The sequence below is a fragment of the Gordonia jacobaea genome, from assembly GCF_001186365.1.
GTDB lineage: Bacteria > Actinomycetota > Actinomycetes > Mycobacteriales > Mycobacteriaceae > Gordonia > Gordonia jacobaea.
In genome coordinates this window covers 140,297-162,672 of the sequence record NZ_LDTZ01000014.1, presented here as the reverse complement: position 1 = coordinate 162,672, position 22,376 = coordinate 140,297, and the positions used below count along the sequence as shown (strand labels likewise).

Genomic DNA, 22,376 nt, shown 5'->3' with positions numbered 1-22,376 from the left:
TTGGCTTTCGCGAATCTCGACCTCGCGATCACACGCGTTGGGCATATTGCGCACTCAGGTGAAGTAGTGCCCGGCCGCGAGGTCGCTGAGTAAACCGGGGAACTCCGGCTCCCAGTCGAGCAGTTCACGAGTCAGCGTCGAAGCCGTCGGATTGTCGATACCGACGAAGCCTGCGAGATAACCGAATACGTCAGCAGCCCTGTCCGCGGGAACCGACACCACCGGGACGTCGAGTCCCCGCCCGATGGCCGCGGCGATCTCCCGGAACGGCACACCCTCCTCAGCAACCGCGTGTAGCCGGGTGCCTGCCGGTGCCGACTCGAGCGCACGGCGATAGACGCGCGCGGCGTCGCGGGTGTGCACCGCGGGCCACCGGTTGTGTCCGTCACCCAGGTATCCCGACGAGCCAGCGTTACGCGCGAATCCGATCAACCCGGGGACGAAGCCATGGCAGTCGAGGTCGGAGTGCACTGTCGGAGGTAGACGCACGACCGACGACCGCACACCGTCGTCGGCGAGTCCGATCACGAAGTTCTCGGAGTCGATCCGGTACCCCGAAGGAAGCGCATCCTCCTCGGTGCCGGGGCGTCCGGTGATGCCGGAAGCGGCCAAGAGAAGCGTTCCGGATGTACCCACCAGGGGTTTGCCGGTGCCGCGCACGGCGTCGCCGATGGCGGCGAGCGCCGCGAGGTCGGAATCTGCGGCGCCTGCCATATCCCCGACCTGCATGAGGTCGTGTCGGAAGGCGAGATGGATGACCCCGTCGCAGTCCGACGCGGCGGCACGCAGCACGTCGAGGTCGTCGAGTCCACCACGGACGACCTCCGCCCCGCGGTCGGCCACGAGCGCGGCTGCGTCGTCAGAGCGAGCAAGTCCGACGACGCTGTGGCCAGCCGTAATGAGCTCCGGTATGAGTGCGGACCCGATGTGTCCCGACGCACCGGTGAGAAAAACGCGCATGACAAGCCTCTTCGTAGTGATGACATGATCTGACATCACTCACGCTACCCCTGATGTCAGGTTCTGTCATCGACGCTATTCTGGCCAGATGGGTCGATGGCCGACGGGATCACGGGAGCGGATGCAGACAGCCGCGGTCGAGTTGTTCCTCGAGAAGGGTTTCGACGAGACCTCGGTCGCCGACATCACCGAGCGCGCGGACGTCACCGAGCGGACCTTCTATCGGCATTTCGGCGACAAACGCGAGGTGCTGTTCGACCGTGAGCGCACCCTCGAGCGGGCGACGATCGAAGCGGTCGCCGATACTCCCGCGGGCGTTGCTCCGCTCGACGCCGCTGCTCACGCCCTCGCCGCGGCGAGCAGCCGGTTCTTCGTCGACAGGCTCGACCACGCTCGAATCCGGCAGCGAATCATCGACGCCACTCCCGAGCTACACGAACGGGAGCTACTCAAGATGACCTCGCTCGCGGACGCACTGGCCGTGGCACTGGAAGCCCGCGGCCACGCCCCCGTGCGCGCACGGCTGGCCGCCGACATGGCGATTGCCGCTTTCACCGCAGCGTTCGATCGCTGGCTCTCGGACGACACCGACACAGAACTCGGCGCACTCGTCCTCGACACAGTCGACGAGTTGCGAAGCGTGGCAGGCGAATCCACCGTTCGGCGGCCGTAACAGCGTTGCACGGTGCAACGTCGAGTACGGTGGTTCACGGTTTGGCGGATACCCCCTGGGGTATATTGGAGCCATATCCAGCCACCCCGAGGAGGCGCACATGGTCGGCGACGACGAAGCGATCACCGTCGTACTCAACAGATTGCGCCGTGCGCACGGTCAGCTCGCGGGCGTGATCTCGATGATCGAGCAAGGTCGTGACTGCAAGGACGTCGTCACGCAGCTCGCCGCGGTCTCGCGTGCACTCGACCGCGCCGGGTTCAAGATCGTCGCCACGGGCCTGCGTGAATGCCTCACCGGCGACGAGGCAACGACGGAACCCATGACAGAAGAACAGCTCGAGAAGCTGTTCCTCGCTCTGGCCTGAACCCGGCCATACAGAATCGCCGGGCACACAAGAAAGGAAACGCCATGCAACTCGGCTACTCCACCACCCTCACCACGGAGTTCGACGACGCCGTCGCCCGCACCCGCGCAGCGCTGGCAGAGCAGGGATTCGGCGTGCTCACCGAGATCGACGTCACCGCGACATTGAAGAAGAAGCTCGACGAAGACATCGAGCCCTACCTCATCCTCGGTGCGTGTAATCCCGGTCTCGCGCACCGCGCACTCGGCATCGAACGGCAGATCGGTCTGCTGCTGCCGTGCAACGTGGTCGTCCGGGCGAATCCCGAGGTCACGGGCGAAGTGATCGTCGAAGCGATGAACCCCGACATCATGGTCGCGGTCGCCGATGCGCCGGGGCTACCCGACGTCGCCGCAGACGCGTCGACCAAGCTGAAGGCGGCAATCGCCGCTATCTGATCGGTGCCCACTATCCTGTGAACTCGATGAGCACCGATCACCGGCCGAACGCCGCAACCCCGCGCGCCGACCCCGCCTCCGACGCGCCGTCGGCGCAGCCCAACCGTCGGGCCGTTCTCGCGTCCGCCCTGGGTGTCTCGGCAATCGGAGCGCTGTCGGCGTTCTCACTGTCGTCGTGCTCACGCTCGGATGCGGTGACTGTCGACGAGCGGCGAGCTGCGGTCCCCCGTTCCGCCGACGACGAGTTGCCCATCGAGACCTCGCCCGCGCCCATCGCCGAGGGTCCGAAGCTCATCACGGGTAGCTTCGTCTCCGCCAAGATGGGTGGTCGGCCGACGCGTTGGGCCGTGGCACGACCGTCGGGTGTGACCGGCACGCTCCCCGTCGTGGTGGTCCTGCACGCGTTGAACACAAACGAGCAGTCGATCTTCACCAATAAGCTCAGCGTCCAGACCGTGCTTCAGGAGTACGTCGACGCGGGCAATGCGCCGTTCGCGATTGCCGCGGTCGACGGCGCGCGCAACTACTGGCACGCGCGCGCCGACGGAACCGATGGCGGCGCAATGGTTCTCGACGAGTTCATCCCGATGCTGGCGAGCAATCGCGAACTCGACTTGTCCACCGATCGACTCGGGCTCTTCGGCTGGTCGATGGGCGGTTACGGAGCACTGCGCCTCGGAGCGCTACTCGGCGCGCCCCGCGTCGCTGCGATCGCGGTGAGTTCGCCTGCGCTGTGGGCAGATCCGAACAATTTCCCGCAGCGCGCCTTCGACAGTTTCGACGACTATCAGCGCAACTCGCTGTTCGGCCAGCAGCGCGCGTTCGACAAAATCCCGCTGCTGATCACCATCGGTTCGAGCGATCAGTTCTACACCTACACGCGTCAATGGGCCGCAGGACTACACCCACCGGCGGCATTCGGGACAGCGGCCGGCGGACACACGAATCGCTACTGGCGCAGCGTTCTTCCCGATCAGGTGGCGTTTCTCGGGCGCGAACTGGCCCGTTAGATCAGATACTGATCTCGCCGTCGAGCGCGGCCTTGCCGATGTCGGTGCGGTGATGCGAGCCCGGCAGTTTGATCGCGTCGATCCGCTCGTACGCCTGAGCGCGCGCCTCGGCGAGGTCGGCACCTACACCGAGCACTCCGAGTACCCGACCTCCCGACGACACCACGGCACCGGACGCGTCGACTGCTGTTCCGGCGTGCAGCACGCCCTCGCCGGTTGCGCCGGTAATCGCGTCGCCCGTGCGCGGCTTGCCCGGGTAGTTCTCCGCTGCGACAACCACGATGACCGCCGCGCCGTCTTCCCACTCCAGTGGGGGCAGGTCGGCCAGGGTGCCGGTTGCCGTCGCGTTGAGCGCTTGTCCCAGAGGCGATTTCAGCAGCGCGAGCACCGCCTGCGTCTCGGGATCACCGAACCGACAATTGAATTCGACGACGGACGGCCCGTCCTTGCCGATCGCGAGTCCGGCATAGAGCAGCCCGGAAAACGGCGTGCCACGTCGAACCAGCTCTGCGGCAACAGGTTTGACCACATCGTCGACGATCTGGCTGGTCACCTCGTCGGGTAGCCACGGCAGCGGCGTGTAGGCACCCATGCCGCCGGTGTTCGGTCCGGTGTCGTTGTCGCCGACCCGCTTGTGGTCTTGCGCGGGGATCAGCGGTACGACGGTCTCGCCGTCGACCAGGCAGAACAGCGAGACCTCTGGTCCGTCGAGAAAGCTTTCGAGCAGGACCGGATGGCCGATCTCGAGACACTCCGCCGCGTGACTCCGTGCGGCCGCGCGGTCGGTGGTCACGACGACGCCCTTGCCCGCGGCCAAGCCGTCGTCCTTGACCACCCAGGTCGGGCCGAAACGATCGAGCGCGGCGTCGAGTTTGGCAGGGTTGTCGACGACCTCGCTGTGCGCGGTGCGGACACCGGCCGCTGCCATGACATCTTTGGCGAAGGCCTTCGATCCCTCGATCTGTGCCGCCTGCGCTCCGGGTCCGAACGTCGCGAACCCGGCGTCGCGCAGCACGTCGGCCACACCGAGAACCAGCGGCACCTCGGGGCCGATGACAACGAGATCAGCGTCGAGCTGACGCGCCAGTGCCACCACACCGTCGGCCGACACGACGTCGACGGCGTGATTGGTGGCGATCGACGCAGTCCCCGCGTTACCGGGCGCGACGTGCAGTTCGGTGACCGACGGATCGCGGGACAGGCCGATGAGCAGGGCGTGTTCACGGCCGCCCGAGCCGATGACTAGTACGCGCACGCCCACGACTCTAGTGGTTGGGGTGCGCGCGAAGCAGCACAGGTGGGGCGGCGTCGACGCGGCGCAGCGATGTCACGACACCACAATGTCGCTCGCGCTTGCATCTTCGACCACCTGCAGTTCCGCTAACGCGTCTTCCTTGACCTGCACACTGGCCCAGCTCGCCCTGACGGTATCTCGCATGATTGCGATCATGCGCTCTCTTGTAATGCGTCCGTCATTCAGCAAGCCAGCGATCAGCTTGCTGAGATGTCCACTCGCGAACTCCTCAGGATCGTCTGTATTGACGCTGACAGACAAACCCCTATCGTGCATGTCAATGAGCCGTTCGATCCTTCGCGGGCCAGGGTCCGAGGGCCGCCAAGTGGGAACAACGGTGAAATGAATATTGCGGTCACGCGCTTCGGTTAACAAGGACTCGGGAGCATCGAGAATATTCACGCCGTGGTCGATTCGCTCGACCCCGATCTCTTGGACACATTGCCGAATGTGTTCGACGGAGTTCAGTTGATCGCAGTCACAGTGCGCCGTCAGGCGCAATCCTCGGTCGCGAGCCGCGGCGAAGAACTCCGCGAACATAACCGGCGGATGCCCTGTCTCTTCCGAACAACTACCTACACCCACAACGGAACCTGGGTGACGATCAATGACCTTGAGGACGGCGATGGCGGATGCGACGCTGAGGCTCCTATTGATGCCGTAGATGTACGCGACGTCCACCCCCATGCGGGTCGCGGAGAGCGCAGACTCATGGAGCGTATCGAGCAGCTCGTCGAGATCGATTCCGTGGTCGACATAGTCCTGTAAGCACACGTGCACTTCGACGTGCCTGATGTTGTTCTCGGCACACCGCTCGACGTAGCGCCGCGCAATGAGTTCAACATCCTCGACACGCCTAATCGCCGAGAAAACGGCGTAATGGTAAGCCAGAAAATTCTGGAGTGCGGGTTCGCCGTAGTCCTGCGCGGCGCGCATGTCGTCTACCGACTCGAATGGCAGATCGATACCATTTCGCTTTGCCATCGCTATCGAATCCTCAGGGCGGACTGTCCCCTCGAGGTGCGTGTGTAGCTCAAACTTCGGAAGCACGCTAGCCCACTCATCATCGGTCAGCACGGCTGGTCCTGACCCTGACGCACCAGCATCAACGTCGGACGAGTTTGGCCGGTGCGTCATGCTGCGACCGCCTGCACCGACGCCGGCGTTTTGGTTTCTCCAACACGCCTCGCCTGCATGAGCATGACCGTCATACAGGCCAGGCTGATCGTCGCCTGTGCGATCAGGAAAAGTACAATCGGCCAGTAAGAACCGCCTGTCGCTCGGAGGAGTTGAGTACTGATCAACGGCGCGAACGCACCGCCCAACAACGCGGCAAGTGTGGAACTCACCGAAATGCCAGTCGCTCGGATCTCGCGCGGAAATCTGCTTGCCGCCAGCGACGAGTTGAGCGCGAATACCGCGTTAGCCCCCGCGTAGCAAATCGGAACGGCGAGAAGGTAGAGCGCAAGATTGCCGCTATGGACCATGGCGAACATCGGGAATGCCATGACGATGGTATACAGACATCCCACTATGGATATCGAGAGAATCCCAAATCGATCACCAAGCTTGCCATACAGCGAGAACGTGCACACACTCGCAGCGCTCAGTATTACTGACGCAAGCAGAGTCTGGGGTTGACTGAACCCGACCTGGCGGGCATATACAAGTACCAAGAACACAGAGGTGATCTGAAATCCGCCGAATCCTAACAGAAGAGCGCCGGTAGCCAGACCAACCTCACGAACTCTGCCCTCTCTGAAAATCGCCACCAGTGGCTGCTTAGAAACTTCTCCGGCATCGCGCACTTTGGTGAACTCCGGCGTCTCGCCCACCCGTAGCCTAATGACCAGAGCGACGACGGTCAGCACACCAGCGAATAAAAAGGGAATACGCCAGAGCTCTTGAAGGCCAGCGTTGGTCGCCGACAGAGCAAAAAACAGCAACGAAGCGATCATCGATCCTGCCGGCGATCCCAATTGGACGAAAGTCCCGTACAGGCCACGACGATGAGCGGGCGCATGTTCCACCGCCATCAAAGTTGCCGAACCCCATTCTCCTCCCAGCGCGATACCCTGCAGGAATCGCAGCACCACTAGCAGCACCGGAGCTGTGGCCCCGATTACCGCATACCCTGGTAGGCAGCCTATGAGAAACGTCGAAACACCCATGATCGACACGGTTGCCACAAGAGTCGTTTTTCGACCTGCGCGGTCTCCCAGCGCCCCAAAGATCATCCCGCCGATCGGACGTGCTACAAATGCAACCGCAAAGGTGGCCAGCGCTGCTGCTGTTGCTGCGAGATCATTTCCTTCGGGAAAGAAGACGGAACCGAACACCGCTGCAGCAGCTGTCCCATAGATGACGAAGTCATAGTATTCGATCGTCGTGCCCGCAAATGCTCCGATAGCGGCCCGCCGTGCTTTTCTCTGATCGTTCATAGTTTCCTCGTTGAAGTATTGGGTTCGGTTCCGAAGATCACAGGTCCCGGTCCACATCATTGAGGACGAGTTTCATCAGCCATCCGACGGTTTCGGCGACCTCGAAGCCGTCGAGGCCCGATTCTTGGCGTAGAGCTGCCCATGCCGTAACGCTGTCGAGATACGACAGGCCGGCGATAGCTCTTCGACGGATAGCGGAGTCCGCCTCGGGGTACTCGGCATCAAACAGCTGCTCCAAGCGCGTATGCAAGGCGGCTCGGAAACCTGTCCGCAAGGGCTGAAACGTTGCCGACCGCGCCATCAGCATCGCCAGCCTTGGTCGGCGCTCGTAGAGCTCGACGACGCGCGCGTAGACATCCGGTAGGTCGCGCAGCGAGGACATCTCGATCAACCCGAAGACCTCGGAATTGATGTATTCGCCCGCGGCGGCGTACAGATCCACGCGAGTCGGATAGTGCCTGTGAACTGTGCGCTCAGAAGTACCAGCCCGGGCTGCGACATCCGCCATCGACACTGCGTCGGTTTCCCGCTCTTCAACGAGGCTTACGTAGGCCTCGACGATTGCGTGAGCAGTCTGTAAACGATACTTGGCGCGAAGGTCTTTAGACTGTTCAGGAGTTGTCATGTCATGACTCTGACATTTAGTCATGACTCTGTCATGACGTCACTATTACGCCAGCATTGCCCAGTTTAAGAACATGTGATCATCGAAGGTTCTTGCGATCAAGCGCGATGTCACGACACCACTGCGTCGAGTCCCATGTCGACGAGCGCTTGCGCGCGCCGCGGTACGCGGAACGCCTCGTCGACGATCACGATGAACACCGGCGCCAACGCGACCACCACGACGGAGATCGTCAGCGACACCCCGGCGAACGCCATCCACACCCCGGCGACGAGTAGGACAGCGGCCCCGATCGCGCACAGCAGCGAGACCGGGTCGAATCTCACCAGATAGTCGTACATGCCGAGAACAGAGAGGCAGTAGATGCCCAGCGGCACCGCGACGCATGCCACGACGGCGCCCGCGCTGATCTTCGCTTCGTGCTCGGTCCACAGCGCTGCCACCTCGAGGCCCGCTCCGGTTGCCGCGGCCGACATGAAGATCACGGTGTGCCCGTAGCCCCACTGGAAGCACTTGCCCGGGTTCAGATGCAGCGCGTCGCCAACCGGGACGGTGAAATAGATCCACCACATCGCGAAGATCATGACCATCGCGGAGAGTCCGAAGACCGCAGACTCGGTCGTCCAGCCCTCCTCCTCGACCACCGCCTGCAAGATCGCGACGGTGCCGACGACACCCTCGCCGAGAGTGACGATGGTCAGCGCCGAATAACGCTCGGCGATGTGATGTGGGTGCCACGGCGTCGAAGTGAAGCGCGTCTCCGCCACGTACGGCCCGAGGTATTCGACGAACGCGCACGCCGCGATCGCGATGATCGTCGGCCACAGCGACAGATCGACGATCGCAACGATCACCCAGAGGACCTGCGCGATGAAGATCATCAAGGCATAGGTCAGGCAGGTCTTGCGGTAACGCGGACTCTGCGACGCCGCCCGCAGCCACTGCGTGACCAACCCCAGCCGCATGACCACGTACCCGATCACGACAACGCGGATGTCGACGTGCTCGTTGTTCTCGATCGAGGTGAACACCGGCGCGATTCCCAACGCGAGGATCGCGACACCGACCATCTGCACCAGCACCATGACGCGGAAGAACCAGTCGTCGGTGTCGAATGCCGAGGCGAACCAACTGAAGTTGATCCACGCCCAGATCGCGGCGAAGGTGCACAGCACGTATCCGAAGAAGGCGGTACGCCAGTGACCTTCAGCGAGGTAGTGGGCCACCTGCGTGCCTGCTACCGAGAAGATGACCACGAAGACGAGGTCGAAGAACAACTCGAGGTTGGTCGCCGAGCGTCGTTCCTCGTGCGGGTCTCTGCCCGTCATCCGACTCAGTCGATGTCCGATCGTCAATGCCACGATCAGAACCTTAACGTCGGAGGACGTCGACGTCAGGACACTCAAGCGAGACCGGACCGATCGCAACAGGTGGTTGTCGATTAGCTCCCGACTGTCGAGGTCCCGACGCCGACGCCGGGCGACTACTTCGGAGCTGTCAGGTCGTAGGTGGTCACACCATCGACCGTCTTGGCGGTGAAGTTCTGCTCCACCCACGCAGTGATCTGACTCGACGGCCGGCTGCTGTCCGAACCGCCACCGAATCCGCCACCGCCGAATCCACCGCCGCCGATGAAGTAGTGGATCTTCTTCTGCTCCACCAGCTTCTGGAACTGTGCGAGCGTCGGCGAGGGATCGGTGCCGTTGAACCCGCCGATCGGCATCACCGAGTAGCCCGATTCGAGCTGGTAGCCCGACGCGGTGTTCGAGCCGACCGCCGCGGCAACCCAGGTGTACTTCTCGGCGTCGGACTTCAACAGCGCGAGCATCTCGGCGCTGGGCTTCGACCCCATCAGCAGACCGCCACCGGGACCGCCCATTCCGCCACGCATTCCCGCGTACCCGGCGCCCGCGGCCATGCCGGGCGGCATGCCCATACCCATACCTTGACCTTGGCCTTGGCCTTGGCCTTGGCCCTGGCCGCCCATACCCGGGCCGCCGAATCCGCCCTGGCCGCCCATGCCCTGGCCGCCGAATCCGCCCTGGCCGCCTCCACGCTGTCCGCCGAATCCGGCTCCGCCGCCGCGCATTCCGCCCGGTCCGCCCCGCATTCCGGGACCGAATCCGCCCTCGACGCGCGGTCCCGCACTGATGATCGACCCCTGCTTGGCCGTGGTGATGGTGTCGACGGTGTACGCGAACGGGCCTGCGAGTGCGGCGATCACCGACATCGCGATCGCGAGCGCACCGACGTAGGCGCGCTGCGCGAACAACATTGCAGCACCCCCGACGATCCCGAGGAACAGCACCACGTAGCGCAGCCACGGCACAAAGTCCGACGACCGCGCGAGCAGCGCGAAGCCCCAGATCGCCGCGATCCACACCGCAGCGGCGAGCACACACCGGACCCACACCTTGTCGCGCGCACGCCAGGCCACCGCGGCACCACCGGCGAGCACGGCGGCGACGGCCGGCGCGAGGGCAGCGGTGTAGTAGCTGTGGAAGATGCCCGCCATGAAGCTGAACACGGCCATCGTCACGAGCAGCCACAGCCCCCACACGACGAGGTAGGCACGTCGTGTGTCGGTGCGCTTGGCCCGACCGATGATGATCAGCGCGGCGATACCGAGCACCAGTGCCGACGGGATCAGCCAGGCGATCTGACCCCCCTGCTCGGGTTGGAACATTCGCAGCAGTCCGGGTTGTCCCCACATGCCGCCGCGGCCACCGGGCGCGCCCGGTCCCGCGAAATCGGCACCCATTCCGCCGGGCCCCGCTGCCGAACCACCGTAGGAACCGCGACCCATGCCCGGCCCGACGCTGCCGGTCTCGTTGCCACTGAGGCGGCCGAAACCGTTGTAGCCCAACGTCAGTTCCATCACGGAGTTGTTCTGTGATCCACCGATCCACGGTCGCGACGACGCCGGCCACAGCGCGACGGCCAGCAGCCACCAACCCGCGCTGACGATCATCGCTCCGAGCGCGGCGAAGCAGTGCGCGAGGCGTCGGCCCCACCCGCCCGGACCGAATGCGAAGTAGGTGATCGCGAGTCCCGGCACGATCAGCATCACCTGCAGCTGCTTGGTGAGGAAGCCGAACCCGACGAACACGCCGACCAGGATCATCCACCGAAGCCGCCCTGTCTCAACGGCTTTCAGACACGCCCAGACCGCGGCGACCATCAACAGGATGAGCAGCGCCTCGGGATTGTTGAAGCGGAACATCATTGCGGCGACCGGGGTGAGCGCCAACGTCGCACCGGCGAGGATGCCCGCCCAGTGGCCGAAGTACCTGCGGGTCATCCAGTAGAGCAACGCCACCGACGCCACGCCCATCAAGGCGTTGGGCACCAGGATCGCCCACGAGTTGAGCCCGAAGATCCGCACCGACAGCGCCGGAATCCACAGCGACGCAGGCGGTTTGTCGACGGTGATCGAGTTCGCCATGTCCGACGACCCGAAGAACCATGCCTTCCACGACTGCGACCCCGCCTGGATCGCCGCGGAGTAGAACGAGTTGGCCCACCCGTTCGCCGAGAGGTTCCAGAGGTTGATCATCGTCGTCGCGATCAATAGTGCGGCAAGCGATCCGCGCTCCCAGAGCGTCGTGCGTGCCGTCGAACCGGCCGTGGTGTCGACAGGCGCGCGGCCCCGGGAATCCGGGGCCGTCGCCGATTCTGCTGTGGTGGTCATCGTCTCGATTCTTGCTCGGTAGGGCGGCTGGCAGCAGTGTGGCTGGCCTCGTGAATGCTGTGGAACGTCATTCCGCTGCCTCGGCGGTGCGTCGCAGATGGGCGCGGAACACCCACCGCAATCCGACGAAGCGAGTCGCCGTCGCGACCAGATTGGCGACGATCAGCACGACGAGTTCGACATGCTTCGACGCTTCCGGCGCGTACGCGTGCAGTCCCGCGAGTGCCCCCGCGGTGACCGCCCACCCGAACAGGAAGACGCCGAATCCGAAGAGCTGGTGTTTGAGAGCATCCTCGCGACCATGCACGCCGAAGCTGAACTTGCGGTTGGCTGCGGTGTTGAGCACCGCGGTCACGGCGAGTGCCACAAAGTTGGAGACCTGCGCACCGAGGATCGAGTGCAGGAGCAGATAAAGCACCGCATACGCGGCCGTCGACGCCACCCCGACGACGCAGAATCGGACGAGCTGGCCGACCATGCCCGGCGGAACACCTGCGATGTCGGGACCGGCCGCGCGTTCACGACCGACCGTCGAACGCAGCTCGACGATGGGCAGCCGACCACGCGCCAGCGCGTAGCCCACCCGGGCGCAGCCCTTGAGGTCGTCGACCGCCGTGGACACGATGTCGACGGTGCTGTTCGGATCGTCGACCCAATCGACCGGGATCTCGGCGATCCGCAGCCCGATGCGCTCACCGAGGACGAGTAGTTCGGTGTCGAAGAACCAGCCCGTGTCCTCGACGTAGGGCAACACCTGACGGGCGATGTCGGTGCGCATCGCCTTGAAGCCGCACTGGGCGTCGGAAAACTTGGCGCGCATCGTCGTACGAAGAATGAGATTGTATGAGCGCGAGATGAATTCGCGCTTGGTGCCGCGTACCACCCGTGAGCCGCGGGACAGTCGGGAGCCGATCGCGATGTCGGAGTGCCCGGACTCCAACGGAGCGATGAGCGGCATCAGCGCGTTGAGGTCGGTGGACAGATCAACGTCGCAGTAGGCGACGATCCGTGCGTCGCTGCGCGTCCACACCGCCTTGAGTGCCCGGCCGCGGCCCTTCTCGTCGAGGTGCACCACCCGGATGTCGCCGAGTTCGCCCGCGAGTTCCGCGGCGATCGCGACGGTGGCGTCGGTGCTCGCGTTGTCGGCAACGGTGATGCGCGCGGTGAACGGGACGTGTGTCCGCAGGTGGTCGTGGAGGCGGCGCAGGCACAAGGCGATGTCGGTCTCTTCGTTGTAGACCGGTACGACGATGTCGACTACCGGAGCGGTGACCGATGTGTCGGCGACGATCGTCACGGGTGCCGCGGCCTGCGGGAGGGCTTCTGTCGTCATGAGTACAGATTCGGGTGCCAAACTGCAGCAACTCTGCGTCGAACCTGCCAGCTTCCTGTGAGCGTCTGGCCTGCGAAAAGGTCATCGTCGGTGGCCATCACTAGATTGGCGGGCATGACGGCAACACCGGTAGGACTGTCCGACGACGATCAGGCGGTCGCCGACGCGGTGATCACCAGCCTCGCGGGCGACGGCGCGCGCCTGCGCGACGACCAGCTCAGCGCGGTGGCGGGGCTGGTGGGGAGTTCGGGGAGCGAGGCGAGCGGGCCGAGAGTGCTCGTGGTGCAGGCGACGGGGTGGGGAAAGTCGGCGGTGTACTGGACTGCGACGGCGATCCTGCGGTCTCATCGGCGGGGTCCGACGTTGATCGTGTCGCCGCTGTTGTCGCTGATGCGCGATCAGGTGTCGGCAGCCGAGCGTGCCGGACTGCGGGCGGCGACGCTCAATTCGTCGAACGTCGACGACTGGTCGGCAATCGAGACGTCGTTGCGTTCCGGCGAACTCGACGTCCTGCTCGTCTCCCCAGAACGTCTCGCGAATCCGGGATTCGGCAGGCGCGTGCTCGACGCGTTGTCGGGCGAGCTGGGCCTGCTCGTCATCGACGAGGCGCACGCGATCTCCGATTGGGGTCACGATTTTCGGCCCGACTACCGCCGGGTCTCCGACGTCCTGCAGTCGCTCAATCCCCAGACTCCTGTTCTCGCAACCACGGCCACGGCGAACAGTCGGGTCACCGACGACGTCGCCGCGCAACTCAGCGCAGGCGGCGAGCAGTCCGAGACCTTGGTGCTGCGCGGTCCACTTGCTCGAAAGTCGTTGCACCTGAACGTGATCGACGGGCTGTCGCCGATCGGACGGTACGGATGGGTCGCACAGCACCTGCCAGAACTCCCCGGATCAGGCATCGTGTACGTGCTCACCGTCGCCGACGCCGAACGCCTCGTCGACGCGATTCGCGCGATACACGGCGATTCGCTGGCCGTCGAGGCGTACACCGGGCAGCTCGACGCAGACCGCAGGCACCATCTCGAAGATGCCCTGCTGCGCAACGAGGTCAAGGCGCTCGTTGCGACGTCTGCGCTCGGAATGGGTTATGACAAGCCAGATCTCGGGTTTGTGGTACACGTCGGATCGCCGCCGTCGCCGGTGTCGTACTACCAGCAGGTCGGGCGTGCGGGCCGCGCACTCGACGACGCCGTCGTGATGCTGTTGGCGTCGGCCACCGACAACTCGGTGTGGGACTACTTCGCGACCGCCACCATCCCTGATCCGGTGAAGATGGAGTCGGTGCTCTCGGCATTGCGCGAGGCCGACGAGCCGATGTCGGTGCCCGCGCTGGAGGCGGCGACCGGGCAGCGTCGAGGTCGAATCGAGTTGATGCTCAAGCAGCTTGCGGTCGACGGGGCCACCGAACGTGGGCCGGACGGATGGTCGGCGACGGGTACGCCGTGGACGTTCGACGCCGCCCACTATGACGGGGTCGTCGCGGTGCGGCGTCGCGAAGCCGACATCATGCGCAGCTACATCGCAGGCCGTCAATGCCTGATGCAGTTGCTCACCGAATCGCTCGACGATCCGCAGGCGCAGCCGTGCGGGCGTTGTTCGGTGTGCACGGGAGCTCTGACCGCACCGCTGACCGCCGACGTCGATCCCGCCGTCGTACGCACGATCACCGGCAACCTTCGACGTTCCGCGCAGATTCTCGAACCACGAAAGATGTGGCCGGGCGGCGATTTCGGGCGCCGCGGCCGCATCGCCGCCGACCTCGCCGCCGAACCGGGAAGAGTGCTGGCACACGCCGACGCCCCGGAGTGGACCGACCTCCTCAGTGCCGCTCGCGCCGACGATCAGCAGGCGCTTGCCGACCTCGGCGATGCTGCGGTGGCGACACTGTCGTCGTGGGTGCGGCAGTCGGGCGTGCGCCCCGACATCATCATGTCGCTGCGCCTGACCGGCACCAACCTGGCCGATCAGCTCGCCGAACACTTACGCGTCGTCGGCAAGCGGCCGGGCGGACATCTACCGGTGCGGCAGGGCAACCCGCCCGATCGCGACGCACCCGGCGCCGTCGAGGCCGCGTATTGGCGCGACCATCTGGGCGAGCCGCCCCCGGAGGTCGCGGGTCAGAACGTGCTGCTCGTCGTCGACGAGTCGCGGTCGGGGTGGGCGATCACACTCGCCGCCGCCGCACTGCGCGAGGCAGGCGCCACCGCGGTGATGCCGCTGCTGATTCACCGGAGCGTCTGACCGCCCGGGCCGCTCGACGACTGGGCACTGCAGATTGTCGACTGTGCGCTCGAGACTGCCGACTGGGCGCTCCAGCGCGTCGACTGTGCGGCGCGACGCTCAGTCTGCGACGTACTCGCCGTACCCGGTTGCCCGGAGCGCGGCGCGGATCTTCTCGGCGTCGGCGTCGAGTTCCTCAGGCGTGATGTCTTTGCGGGCCTTGCTGAGGTCGAACGTCTCCATGCTCTTGGCGGGGAAGACGTGCAGGTGCACGTGCGGTATCTCGAGTCCGGCGATGAGCAGACCCATGCGCGGAGCGTCGAACGCGGCTTTGACGGCACGGCCGACCTGCTGCGCGACGTCGGCGAGATGGGTGAACGATGCCGTGTCCATCTGCTCCCAGTGATCGACCTCCTTGCGCGGCACGACCAGGACGTGGCCCTCGGTCACCGGCTCGATGGTGAGGAATGCGACCGCCTGGCCGTCCTTCCACACGAATCGACCGGGCAGTTCTCCGTTGATGATCTTGGTGAATACCGATGCCATGAGGACATTCTATGGCGGTCGGGCGGCAATACTGCGGGTGTTGTGGGCAATCCCGGCGACGTTGTCGGCGATCGAGTCGTGTTGCCTGCGATCTTGTCGGTGGGCCGTGACATTCTTTTCCTGTGAGTCGTCGAGAGTTCACCGACGCCGCGCCCCCGACGCAGTCCGTAACGCCGTCCGGGACGCGGCCGGTCGGTTCCGCAGAGGTGGTGGCACGCGCCCAGCGCTTCCCCCGGTTGCGGTACATGGGCTCCAAGTACCGGCTCCTCCCCCACCTCGAGCGGACGTTCGCCGAGATCGGCGGAACCACCGCGGTCGACGCGTTCTCCGGGTCGGGGGTCGTGTCGTATCTGCTCAAGGCGCAGGGGTTCTCCGTTGCGAGCAACGACTTTCTGAACTTTCCGAGCATCATCGCCCGCGCGACGGTCGCCAATTCTTCGGTGCGTCTCGAGCCCGAGTTGATCGACGAGATCTGCGGCCCACCCCTCGACGACCGCGACTTCATCCGCAGCACGTTCGACGGCCTCTACTTCGACGCCGCCGACCGCGCCTTCCTCGATTCCGCGTGGTCACACATCGCGCGGCTGCGTGGGTACCGCCGCGACCTTGCCATCTCCGCCCTCGTCCTCTCGGCAGCACGTAAGCAGCCACGCGGCGTCTTCACGTTCACCGACGCCACCCGCTACGCCGACGGCCGGCGCGATCTGCGCATGTCGCTACGCGATCACTTCCGGCTGCGCGCGGCGTCGGAATACAACTCGACTGTCTTCAGCAACGGCCGCAAGCATCGCAGCAGTTGCGATGACGTCTTCGACCTCGACGTCACACCGCTGTTCGACGCCGCTCCCGACCTCGTCTATCTCGATCCTCCCTACGCACCGCCCACCGACGACAACGACTACATCAAGCGCTACCACTTCCTCGAGGGCCTCTCGGTCTACTGGGAGGGCATGAGCATCATGGAGAACACCAAGACCAAGAAGCTGCCGAAGCGGTTCACCCCGTTCGCCTACAAACGGACCATCGACGACGCCCTGGTCCGCACGTTCGAGCACTTCGAGGACGCGGGCGCGATCGTGCTGTCCTATTCGTCGAACGCCCTGCCCGGCGCGGACCGCATCGTTGACCTGCTTGGCAAGGTCAAGCCGTCGGTCGAGGTCATCGCGATCGACCACAAGTACAGCTTCGGCACCCACGCCGCCGCGACCCGTCGCGACGTGAGCGAGTACCTGTTCATCGGCCGAGACTGAACATCGTTGAAATACAACATCTTTGAGACACACAGGGATCGACGACGATGAGTGACGCGGGAGAGTTCGACGACTATCTGTCGACGCTGGGCCGGCTGACCGCACACGTCGACCCGACAGCGTCGACCCCCGATGCGGAAAAAATCGTCGACGCCGTCGAGACACTGACCGAGGTACTCGACACCGACCTCACTGGGCTCGCCGTCTGGGCGCGCGATCACGCCGACGAGGACAGCATTCTGCGGCTGGCCGTCGGCCTCTCGCAAGAGAAGTTGCGCAACAACCTGCGGCACGAGTTCGGGACGTCGTCGTGGCAAAAGGTTGCGCGCACACAGCCATACGAGCTGGTCAGTTGGATGGACCGGGAGTTCGACCTGGTCCGGATGCTGCGAGTACAGATGGCACGGACGTACACGTTTGCCGACATCCTCGTGGCGCGATCGGGAACGCGCGCAACGGCCACCCGCGCGGGAGCGTCGGGGCGACACATCGAAGACGAGATCGAGGCCATCGCCCGCGATCTCGGACTCCCCTACGTGACCCGCTCCCGATTCTCCGGACGAGGCGGGCGCGATGCCCCCGCCGATCTCATCGTCGGACACGAGGGAGCTGCCGACATCGTCGTCGCCGCAAAGGGTTTCGACTCAACCGGCAGCAAGCTGACCGACGCCGTGCGCGAGATCGAGGAGATGGCCGAGGTCCGGCTTCCGCGCCAGGTGGTCCTGGCGGTCATCGACGGAATCGGCTGGAAGTCGAGGCAGTCCGACCTCCGCCGCATCCACCAACTATGGGCCGACCGCCAGATCGACGGGATGTACACGCTCGCAACGCTCGACACATTCCGCGACGACCTCGCCGAGTTCGCGCGGCTGCACCGGCTGGTCTGACGCACAGTCGACGGTCCCGAGCGCCCAGTCGACGGTCCCGAGCGCACGGTCGACAGTCTCGAGCGCACGGTCGACGCGCAGCTCAGGCCGCGAGCCGGGGTAGGCGCACCCAGAAGCACGCGCCCTGGCCGGGTGTCGACTCGACCCCGACGCGGCCGCCGTGAGCCCCGACGAGTGCCGCCACGATCGAGAGGCCCAGTCCGCTGCCGCCGCCTTCGCCGCGGTAGCGCGACGAATCGCCGCGGTAGAACCGCTCGAAGACGTGCTCGAGTTCGCCGGCTTCGAGGCCCTGACCGGTGTCGGCAACGGTGATCACCACGTCGTCGACGGGCGCACCGTTGCCGTGGGTGCCTGCGCGGTCGACGGCGACTCCGACGGTGATCGACGCATCCTTCGGGGTGTGCACCACCGCGTTGTTCACCAGGTTGCGGATCACCTGCATGAGGCGTGGTGAGTCGCCCAGGACCATCGGCGGCTCGTCGGACTCGCCGATCTCGAGCCGGATGCTCCGCTCGGGTGCCGCGACGCGCGCCGCCTGCACGGCGTCGGCGGCCAGCGACAACACGTCGACGGGCTCGGAGTTCAGCGGCCGGTGCGCGTCGAGACGCGCGAGCACCAGCAGATCCTCGACGAGCAGAGCCATTCGGCCCGCCTCGTCGTCGATGCGTCGAAGTGCGTCGCCGGTGTCGGGGAGCGCGCCGCTGCGCGACAACTCGGCGAACCCCTTGATCGAGGTCAACGGCGTACGAAGTTCGTGGGAGGCGTCGGCGACGAAACGTCGCATCTTCTCCTCGGATGCGCGCGCCTGCTCTTCGGACGCCCTGGCCTGCTGCTCGGATGCGGCGGTTTTGGCGAACGCGTGCTGAATCTGGCCGAGCATGGTGTTCAGCGACGACGACAGGCTGCCGACCTCGGTGTTCGGCGCGGCAGGCGGTACGCGCATGTTGAGGTTGCCCGCCGCGATCGCGTGCGCGGTCTCCTCGACGCGGCGCAACGGGCGCAGCGAGGAGCGGACGAGTAGATAGCTCAGCACCCCGATCACGAGAACGATCGCCGCACCGATCCCGAACTCGAGCCACTGCAGACGCGAGATGGTCTTGTTCACATCCGTCAGCGGGATCGCGACGATCGACTGCCCCTCGGGACTCGACCGCTTGATCACCCGCCACTGCGGCCCGTTGCCGTCCGCGGAATTCACCGTCACCGGGCCGTCATCGCCCTGGGGCAGAGCGGAGGTGGCGGGCTCGTCGTCGAAGTCATTGCTGGAGATCACCGTCCCGTTGGACAGGGTGTTCTCCACGAAGTACGGCGACGGCGGCCTGCGAGGCCCCGGCGGTGGGCCGGGCGAGTCGCTGACGTGGATGCGGGGCTTGGCCCAGGTGTCGACCGCCGAAACGAGACCCGCGTCCGTGCGCGACATCAGGTCACTCTTCATCGCCGACGTCACGGCAATCCCGGACACCAGAAGGCCGACGGCCATCAGCAGAACCGTCAGCGCAACCAGCGAGATACGCAGTGGTACACCGCGTTTCGCACGACTGGCGACTGCGCCAGATAGTCCGCCCGCAGACTCGGCGCTCTGCGGAGCAGACCGTGCCGCTGCAGAGTGCGGCTGCGTTGCCACCATCAGGTACGCGGCTCTCGCATCACATATCCGACGCCGCGCAGCGTGTGGATGAGTGGCTTCTCGCCGAAGTCGAGTTTGCGACGCAGGTACGAGACATACGATTCGACGACGTTCACCTCGCCGCCGAAGTCGTAGTTCCACACATGGTCGAGGATACGAGGCTTCGACAGCACCGTGCCCGCGTTCACCATGAAGTAGCGGAGCAACGTGAACTCCGTCGGCGACAGCGAGACCAGCTTGCCCGCCTTCCAGACCTCGTGGGTCTCGTCGTCGAGTTCGATGTCGGCGAAGGTGACCCGCGACGCCTCTTTGGCCTGCGCGTCGAATCCGCTGCGGCGCAACAACACCTGCAAGCGCGCGACGACTTCTTCGAGGCTGAACGGCTTGGTGACGTAGTCGTCGCCGCCGACCGTCAAGCCGTTGATCTTGTCCTCGACGCTGTCGCGGGCAGATAGGAACAGCGCGGGTGCGTCGACGCCGTCGGCGCGCAACCTGCGCAGCAGCCCGAATCCGTCCATGCCGGGCATCATCACGTCGAGGATGAGCACATCGGGCTTGTAGGTTCGGCACCTGTCGATGGCCTCGGGGCCGCCAGCGGCGACCTCGACGTCGTATCCCTGAAACTTCAACGACACCGAGAGCAGCTCACGGATATTGGTCTCGTCGTCGACGACGAGCACTCGCGGCCCAGTTCCGGCGCCCCTGCTGATCAACTGGTGTGTTCCCTGACCCATCTCGTTCACAGATACACCTTCTCGCAGCATTCTGCCATCAGTCTGGAGACGAGCTGGCAGCTTCCTGTGAGCGTTGACCTGCACGTTCGGGAGCGTTCATTCTGCGACGCCGGGCCCAGGGCCCTGGGCCTACGCCTCTCCGTACAAGCGTGCGATGTCGGCCGAGCTCGCCCACCCCGAGTACGTCGGACGCTGCGGCCAGCCGTCGGGCACGTCCTGCCACTCCTCCTGCCTGCCCCACGGCAGGATGTCGAGGAGCGAGAAGCTATGACCGAGTTGCTCGGTGCCGCGGCCGGCGGTGTGCCAGGTACGGAAGACCCGTTGCCCGTCGCGGAGGAAGACGTTGATGGCGAAGCCCTCGCCGGGTGCCGCGTCGACCTCGGTGCCGAAGGTCGTGCCCGCCGCCGAGTACCAGTCCATCCGGTTGCCGACCCGCCGCTTGTAGTCCAGCGCCTCGCCGATCGGTCCGTTGGTGACGATCACGAAACGCGCGTCGTAGTTGTCCAGGAAGTCGAGCCGGGTGAACTGCGACGTGTACCCGGTGCAACCGCCACACTGCAACGCGGCTCCGTCTGTCCACATGTGGTTGTAGACGATCAACTGTGAGCGACCGTCGAAGATGTCCGAGAGCGCGATCGGGCCGCCCGGACCGGTGAGCGTGTGATCGGTGACCTCGACCATCGGCATTCGACGACGTTGCGCCGCAATCGCATCGAGTTCACGAGTTGCGGCCTTCTCACGGGCGCGCAGCTCGTCGAGTTCGCGACGCCAGGTATCTACGTCGACGACGGGTGGGAGTCCTGCAGACATTCAGTGCTCCTGTCCTTGAAGTTGGGCCGAGGAAGTCGGGCCGAATTCAACCGAGAAGAAGTCCGGTCACAGAGACTGACCGCGGTGACCGGGAAAACTCATCGTCGCGCCGACACACGAACACGTTGCCCCTGGGTACGTACACAACTGTGACGTCAGCGGGGCGCCGCGACAATTATTGTCGTGGCCTCTCGCTGACGACCGGATTGTGTACGCAAGTTTGTCGCGCTCGCGGCCTCCTCGCTGCGTTCACACCCCCGAGGACTCCATCGCCTCGATGCCGAGAAGCAGCGCCGACAATCCGAAGTCGCGGGCGGCGCCGGCGTTCTCGGCCGCCCCGGTCGCTTGTCCAGCGGCCGTACCGATACGGGATGCCAGCGGATAGCGTTCCTCGACACCGAGTTTCGCGAGCTGCGCGCCCTCCCGCTCCCACCACTGCTCGGGGGTCTCTTCTCGCCGCTCCGCAATCGCGTGATGCAGCGAACGAGCCGACGCACGAACGAAGTTCAGCACCAGTTGCAGCGCAGCATCTTTCGCCGCGTCGCTGAGCTCGAGAGACTCGACGGCGCCGAGTTCACGCTCGTATTTGCCGAGGGTTCCCGGTCCGAGAATCGCGCGTTCGGACTCGACGTCGACCATCCACGGGTGGCGGTCGAACAGGCTCAGGTTGTCGGCTGCGACCTGCCGCAGGCGCGACTGCCACGTTCCGGTCAGCACCGAATGCGTCATGTCGGCACGACACTGGTCGACCATGAGCTCGACGAGCTGCTCACGATTGTCGACGTAGGAGTACAGCGACATCACCGGCGCTCCCAGCTCCTGCGCGACGTCGCGCAGGGTGAATCTCGACCCGATCCGGTCGGCGACCGCGATGGCCGAGTCCACGACCGCGTCCGCCGTGAACCGCGGCGGCCTCCCCTGCCGCGCAGGCAACGGCACCACCTTGCGCCAGAGCAGTTCGATGGTGCTCACCAGTGCATCTCCCGTTCCTTGACTTTTCGTACACTATACGGATACTAGATCTCGTACCCCATACGAGAAAGGCTCACATGCCCATCACAGCCACCGCGATTTCCCTCAACGTGCCCGACCCACAGGCGTCGGCCGAGTTTCTATCCCGCCACGTCGGATACACCGTCGCCATGCAGGCAGACGGCTTTATCTCGCTGGCCGCCCCGGACGATGCGCCGACGGGGACACCGAACGTCATCTTTCTCAAGACCGGCCTGGAAACCTTCAAACCCGCCCATCGTGCGGGGAGCGCGGGAGACGGGCTACTCCTCGCATTCGTGGTCGACGACGTCGACGGTATTTTCCGCGCAGTGCGCGACGCGGGCGCACAGGTGGTGACCGAACCGGAGACCGAACCCTGGGGCGAGCGCTACTTCCAGATCGAGGATCCGAACGGCATCATCGTGCAGTTCGTCGAGTGGGTGTAGTTCGAGAGCACCCAACCCGTCGTGGT

General features: G+C 65.1%; 21 protein-coding genes. 8 read left to right on the top strand and 13 right to left on the bottom strand.

Features of this window, described 5'->3' with window-relative positions; all coding sequences use genetic code 11:
- Positions 1-54: 54 nt before the first annotated feature.
- Positions 55-960: an SDR family oxidoreductase gene (locus ABW18_RS03755; protein ID WP_049698031.1), complete on the bottom strand. Its 906-nt coding sequence runs from the start codon at positions 958-960 to the stop codon at positions 55-57.
- A 121-nt stretch (positions 961-1,081) separates the two neighbouring features.
- Here ABW18_RS03755 and ABW18_RS03750 point away from each other — a divergent pair, with 121 nt between their 5' ends.
- From ABW18_RS03750 to ABW18_RS03735, 4 genes are all read left to right on the top strand, one after another.
- Positions 1,082-1,633: a TetR family transcriptional regulator gene (locus tag ABW18_RS03750; protein ID WP_235434288.1), complete on the top strand. Its 552-nt coding sequence runs from the start codon at positions 1,082-1,084 to the stop codon at positions 1,631-1,633.
- Positions 1,634-1,733: 100 nt separating this feature from the next.
- Positions 1,734-2,000 carry a metal-sensitive transcriptional regulator gene (locus ABW18_RS03745; protein ID WP_005207431.1) on the top strand — a complete coding sequence of 89 codons (267 nt, stop codon included), beginning with the start codon at positions 1,734-1,736 and terminating at the stop codon, positions 1,998-2,000.
- A 44-nt stretch (positions 2,001-2,044) separates the two neighbouring features.
- Positions 2,045-2,437, top strand: a complete 393-nt coding sequence (locus tag ABW18_RS03740; protein ID WP_049697670.1) for a DUF302 domain-containing protein — start codon at positions 2,045-2,047, stop codon at positions 2,435-2,437.
- A gap of 26 nt (positions 2,438-2,463) precedes the next feature.
- Positions 2,464-3,447, top strand: a complete 984-nt coding sequence (locus ABW18_RS03735; RefSeq protein ID WP_049698030.1) for an alpha/beta hydrolase — start codon at positions 2,464-2,466, stop codon at positions 3,445-3,447.
- Between the two features lies 1 nt (position 3,448).
- On the opposite strand, the gene purD is transcribed toward ABW18_RS03735, so the two are convergent.
- From purD to ABW18_RS03700, 7 genes are all read right to left on the bottom strand, one after another.
- Positions 3,449-4,702, bottom strand: coding sequence for a phosphoribosylamine--glycine ligase (purD, locus tag ABW18_RS03730; protein ID WP_200903207.1), 1,254 nt, complete (start codon positions 4,700-4,702; stop codon positions 3,449-3,451).
- A 72-nt stretch (positions 4,703-4,774) separates the two neighbouring features.
- Positions 4,775-5,818 carry an adenosine deaminase family protein gene (locus ABW18_RS03725; protein WP_049697668.1) on the bottom strand — a complete coding sequence of 348 codons (1,044 nt, stop codon included), beginning with the start codon at positions 5,816-5,818 and terminating at the stop codon, positions 4,775-4,777.
- A 56-nt stretch (positions 5,819-5,874) separates the two neighbouring features.
- Positions 5,875-7,182: an MFS transporter gene (locus ABW18_RS03720; protein ID WP_160318037.1), complete on the bottom strand. Its 1,308-nt coding sequence runs from the start codon at positions 7,180-7,182 to the stop codon at positions 5,875-5,877.
- Positions 7,183-7,219: 37 nt separating this feature from the next.
- Entirely contained in the window at positions 7,220-7,807 is a 588-nt protein-coding gene (locus tag ABW18_RS03715; RefSeq protein ID WP_049697666.1) for a TetR/AcrR family transcriptional regulator, read from the bottom strand.
- A 110-nt stretch (positions 7,808-7,917) separates the two neighbouring features.
- Complete coding sequence (locus tag ABW18_RS03710; RefSeq protein WP_049698029.1) at positions 7,918-9,135, bottom strand: low temperature requirement protein A; 1,218 nt, start codon at positions 9,133-9,135, stop codon at positions 7,918-7,920.
- A 155-nt stretch (positions 9,136-9,290) separates the two neighbouring features.
- Positions 9,291-11,498, bottom strand: coding sequence for an ArnT family glycosyltransferase (locus ABW18_RS03705; RefSeq protein ID WP_049697665.1), 2,208 nt, complete (start codon positions 11,496-11,498; stop codon positions 9,291-9,293).
- Between the two features lie 67 nt (positions 11,499-11,565).
- Positions 11,566-12,831 (bottom strand): bifunctional glycosyltransferase family 2/GtrA family protein, encoded by a 1,266-nt coding sequence (locus ABW18_RS03700; RefSeq protein ID WP_049698028.1) that lies wholly within the window; start codon positions 12,829-12,831, stop codon positions 11,566-11,568.
- A 114-nt stretch (positions 12,832-12,945) separates the two neighbouring features.
- Between ABW18_RS03700 and ABW18_RS03695 the strand changes: the two genes are divergently transcribed.
- A complete protein-coding gene (locus ABW18_RS03695; RefSeq protein WP_049697664.1) occupies positions 12,946-15,078 on the top strand; it encodes a RecQ family ATP-dependent DNA helicase in 2,133 nt (710 codons plus the stop codon).
- 99 nt (positions 15,079-15,177) lie between these two features.
- On the opposite strand, the gene ABW18_RS03690 is transcribed toward ABW18_RS03695, so the two are convergent.
- Positions 15,178-15,603, bottom strand: coding sequence for an HIT family protein (locus ABW18_RS03690; RefSeq protein ID WP_005207423.1), 426 nt, complete (start codon positions 15,601-15,603; stop codon positions 15,178-15,180).
- 122 nt (positions 15,604-15,725) lie between these two features.
- Between ABW18_RS03690 and ABW18_RS03685 the strand changes: the two genes are divergently transcribed.
- Entirely contained in the window at positions 15,726-16,853 is a 1,128-nt protein-coding gene (locus ABW18_RS03685) for a DNA adenine methylase (RefSeq protein ID WP_235434287.1), read from the top strand.
- Between the two features lie 47 nt (positions 16,854-16,900).
- Positions 16,901-17,740 carry a hypothetical protein gene (locus ABW18_RS03680; protein WP_005207421.1) on the top strand — a complete coding sequence of 280 codons (840 nt, stop codon included), beginning with the start codon at positions 16,901-16,903 and terminating at the stop codon, positions 17,738-17,740.
- An 82-nt stretch (positions 17,741-17,822) separates the two neighbouring features.
- Here ABW18_RS03680 and ABW18_RS03675 read toward each other — a convergent pair whose 3' ends face one another.
- The 4 genes from ABW18_RS03675 to ABW18_RS03660 all read right to left on the bottom strand — a co-directional run bounded on the left by ABW18_RS03675 (position 17,823) and on the right by ABW18_RS03660 (position 21,883).
- Complete coding sequence (locus tag ABW18_RS03675) at positions 17,823-19,367, bottom strand: sensor histidine kinase (RefSeq protein WP_049697663.1); 1,545 nt, start codon at positions 19,365-19,367, stop codon at positions 17,823-17,825.
- Positions 19,367-20,128, bottom strand: a complete 762-nt coding sequence (locus ABW18_RS03670; protein WP_414652014.1) for a response regulator transcription factor — start codon at positions 20,126-20,128, stop codon at positions 19,367-19,369. Before ABW18_RS03670 ends, ABW18_RS03675 begins: the two co-directional genes overlap by 1 nt.
- Positions 20,129-20,230: 102 nt before the next feature.
- The gene (locus tag ABW18_RS03665; RefSeq protein WP_049697662.1) at positions 20,231-20,911 is read right to left on the bottom strand and encodes a DUF899 family protein; all 681 of its coding nucleotides are present in this window, start codon (positions 20,909-20,911) and stop codon (positions 20,231-20,233) included.
- A 249-nt stretch (positions 20,912-21,160) separates the two neighbouring features.
- Complete coding sequence (locus tag ABW18_RS03660; protein WP_049697661.1) at positions 21,161-21,883, bottom strand: TetR/AcrR family transcriptional regulator; 723 nt, start codon at positions 21,881-21,883, stop codon at positions 21,161-21,163.
- A 77-nt stretch (positions 21,884-21,960) separates the two neighbouring features.
- Here ABW18_RS03660 and ABW18_RS03655 point away from each other — a divergent pair, with 77 nt between their 5' ends.
- Positions 21,961-22,350 (top strand): VOC family protein, encoded by a 390-nt coding sequence (locus tag ABW18_RS03655; protein WP_049697660.1) that lies wholly within the window; start codon positions 21,961-21,963, stop codon positions 22,348-22,350.
- Positions 22,351-22,376 lie beyond the last annotated feature (26 nt).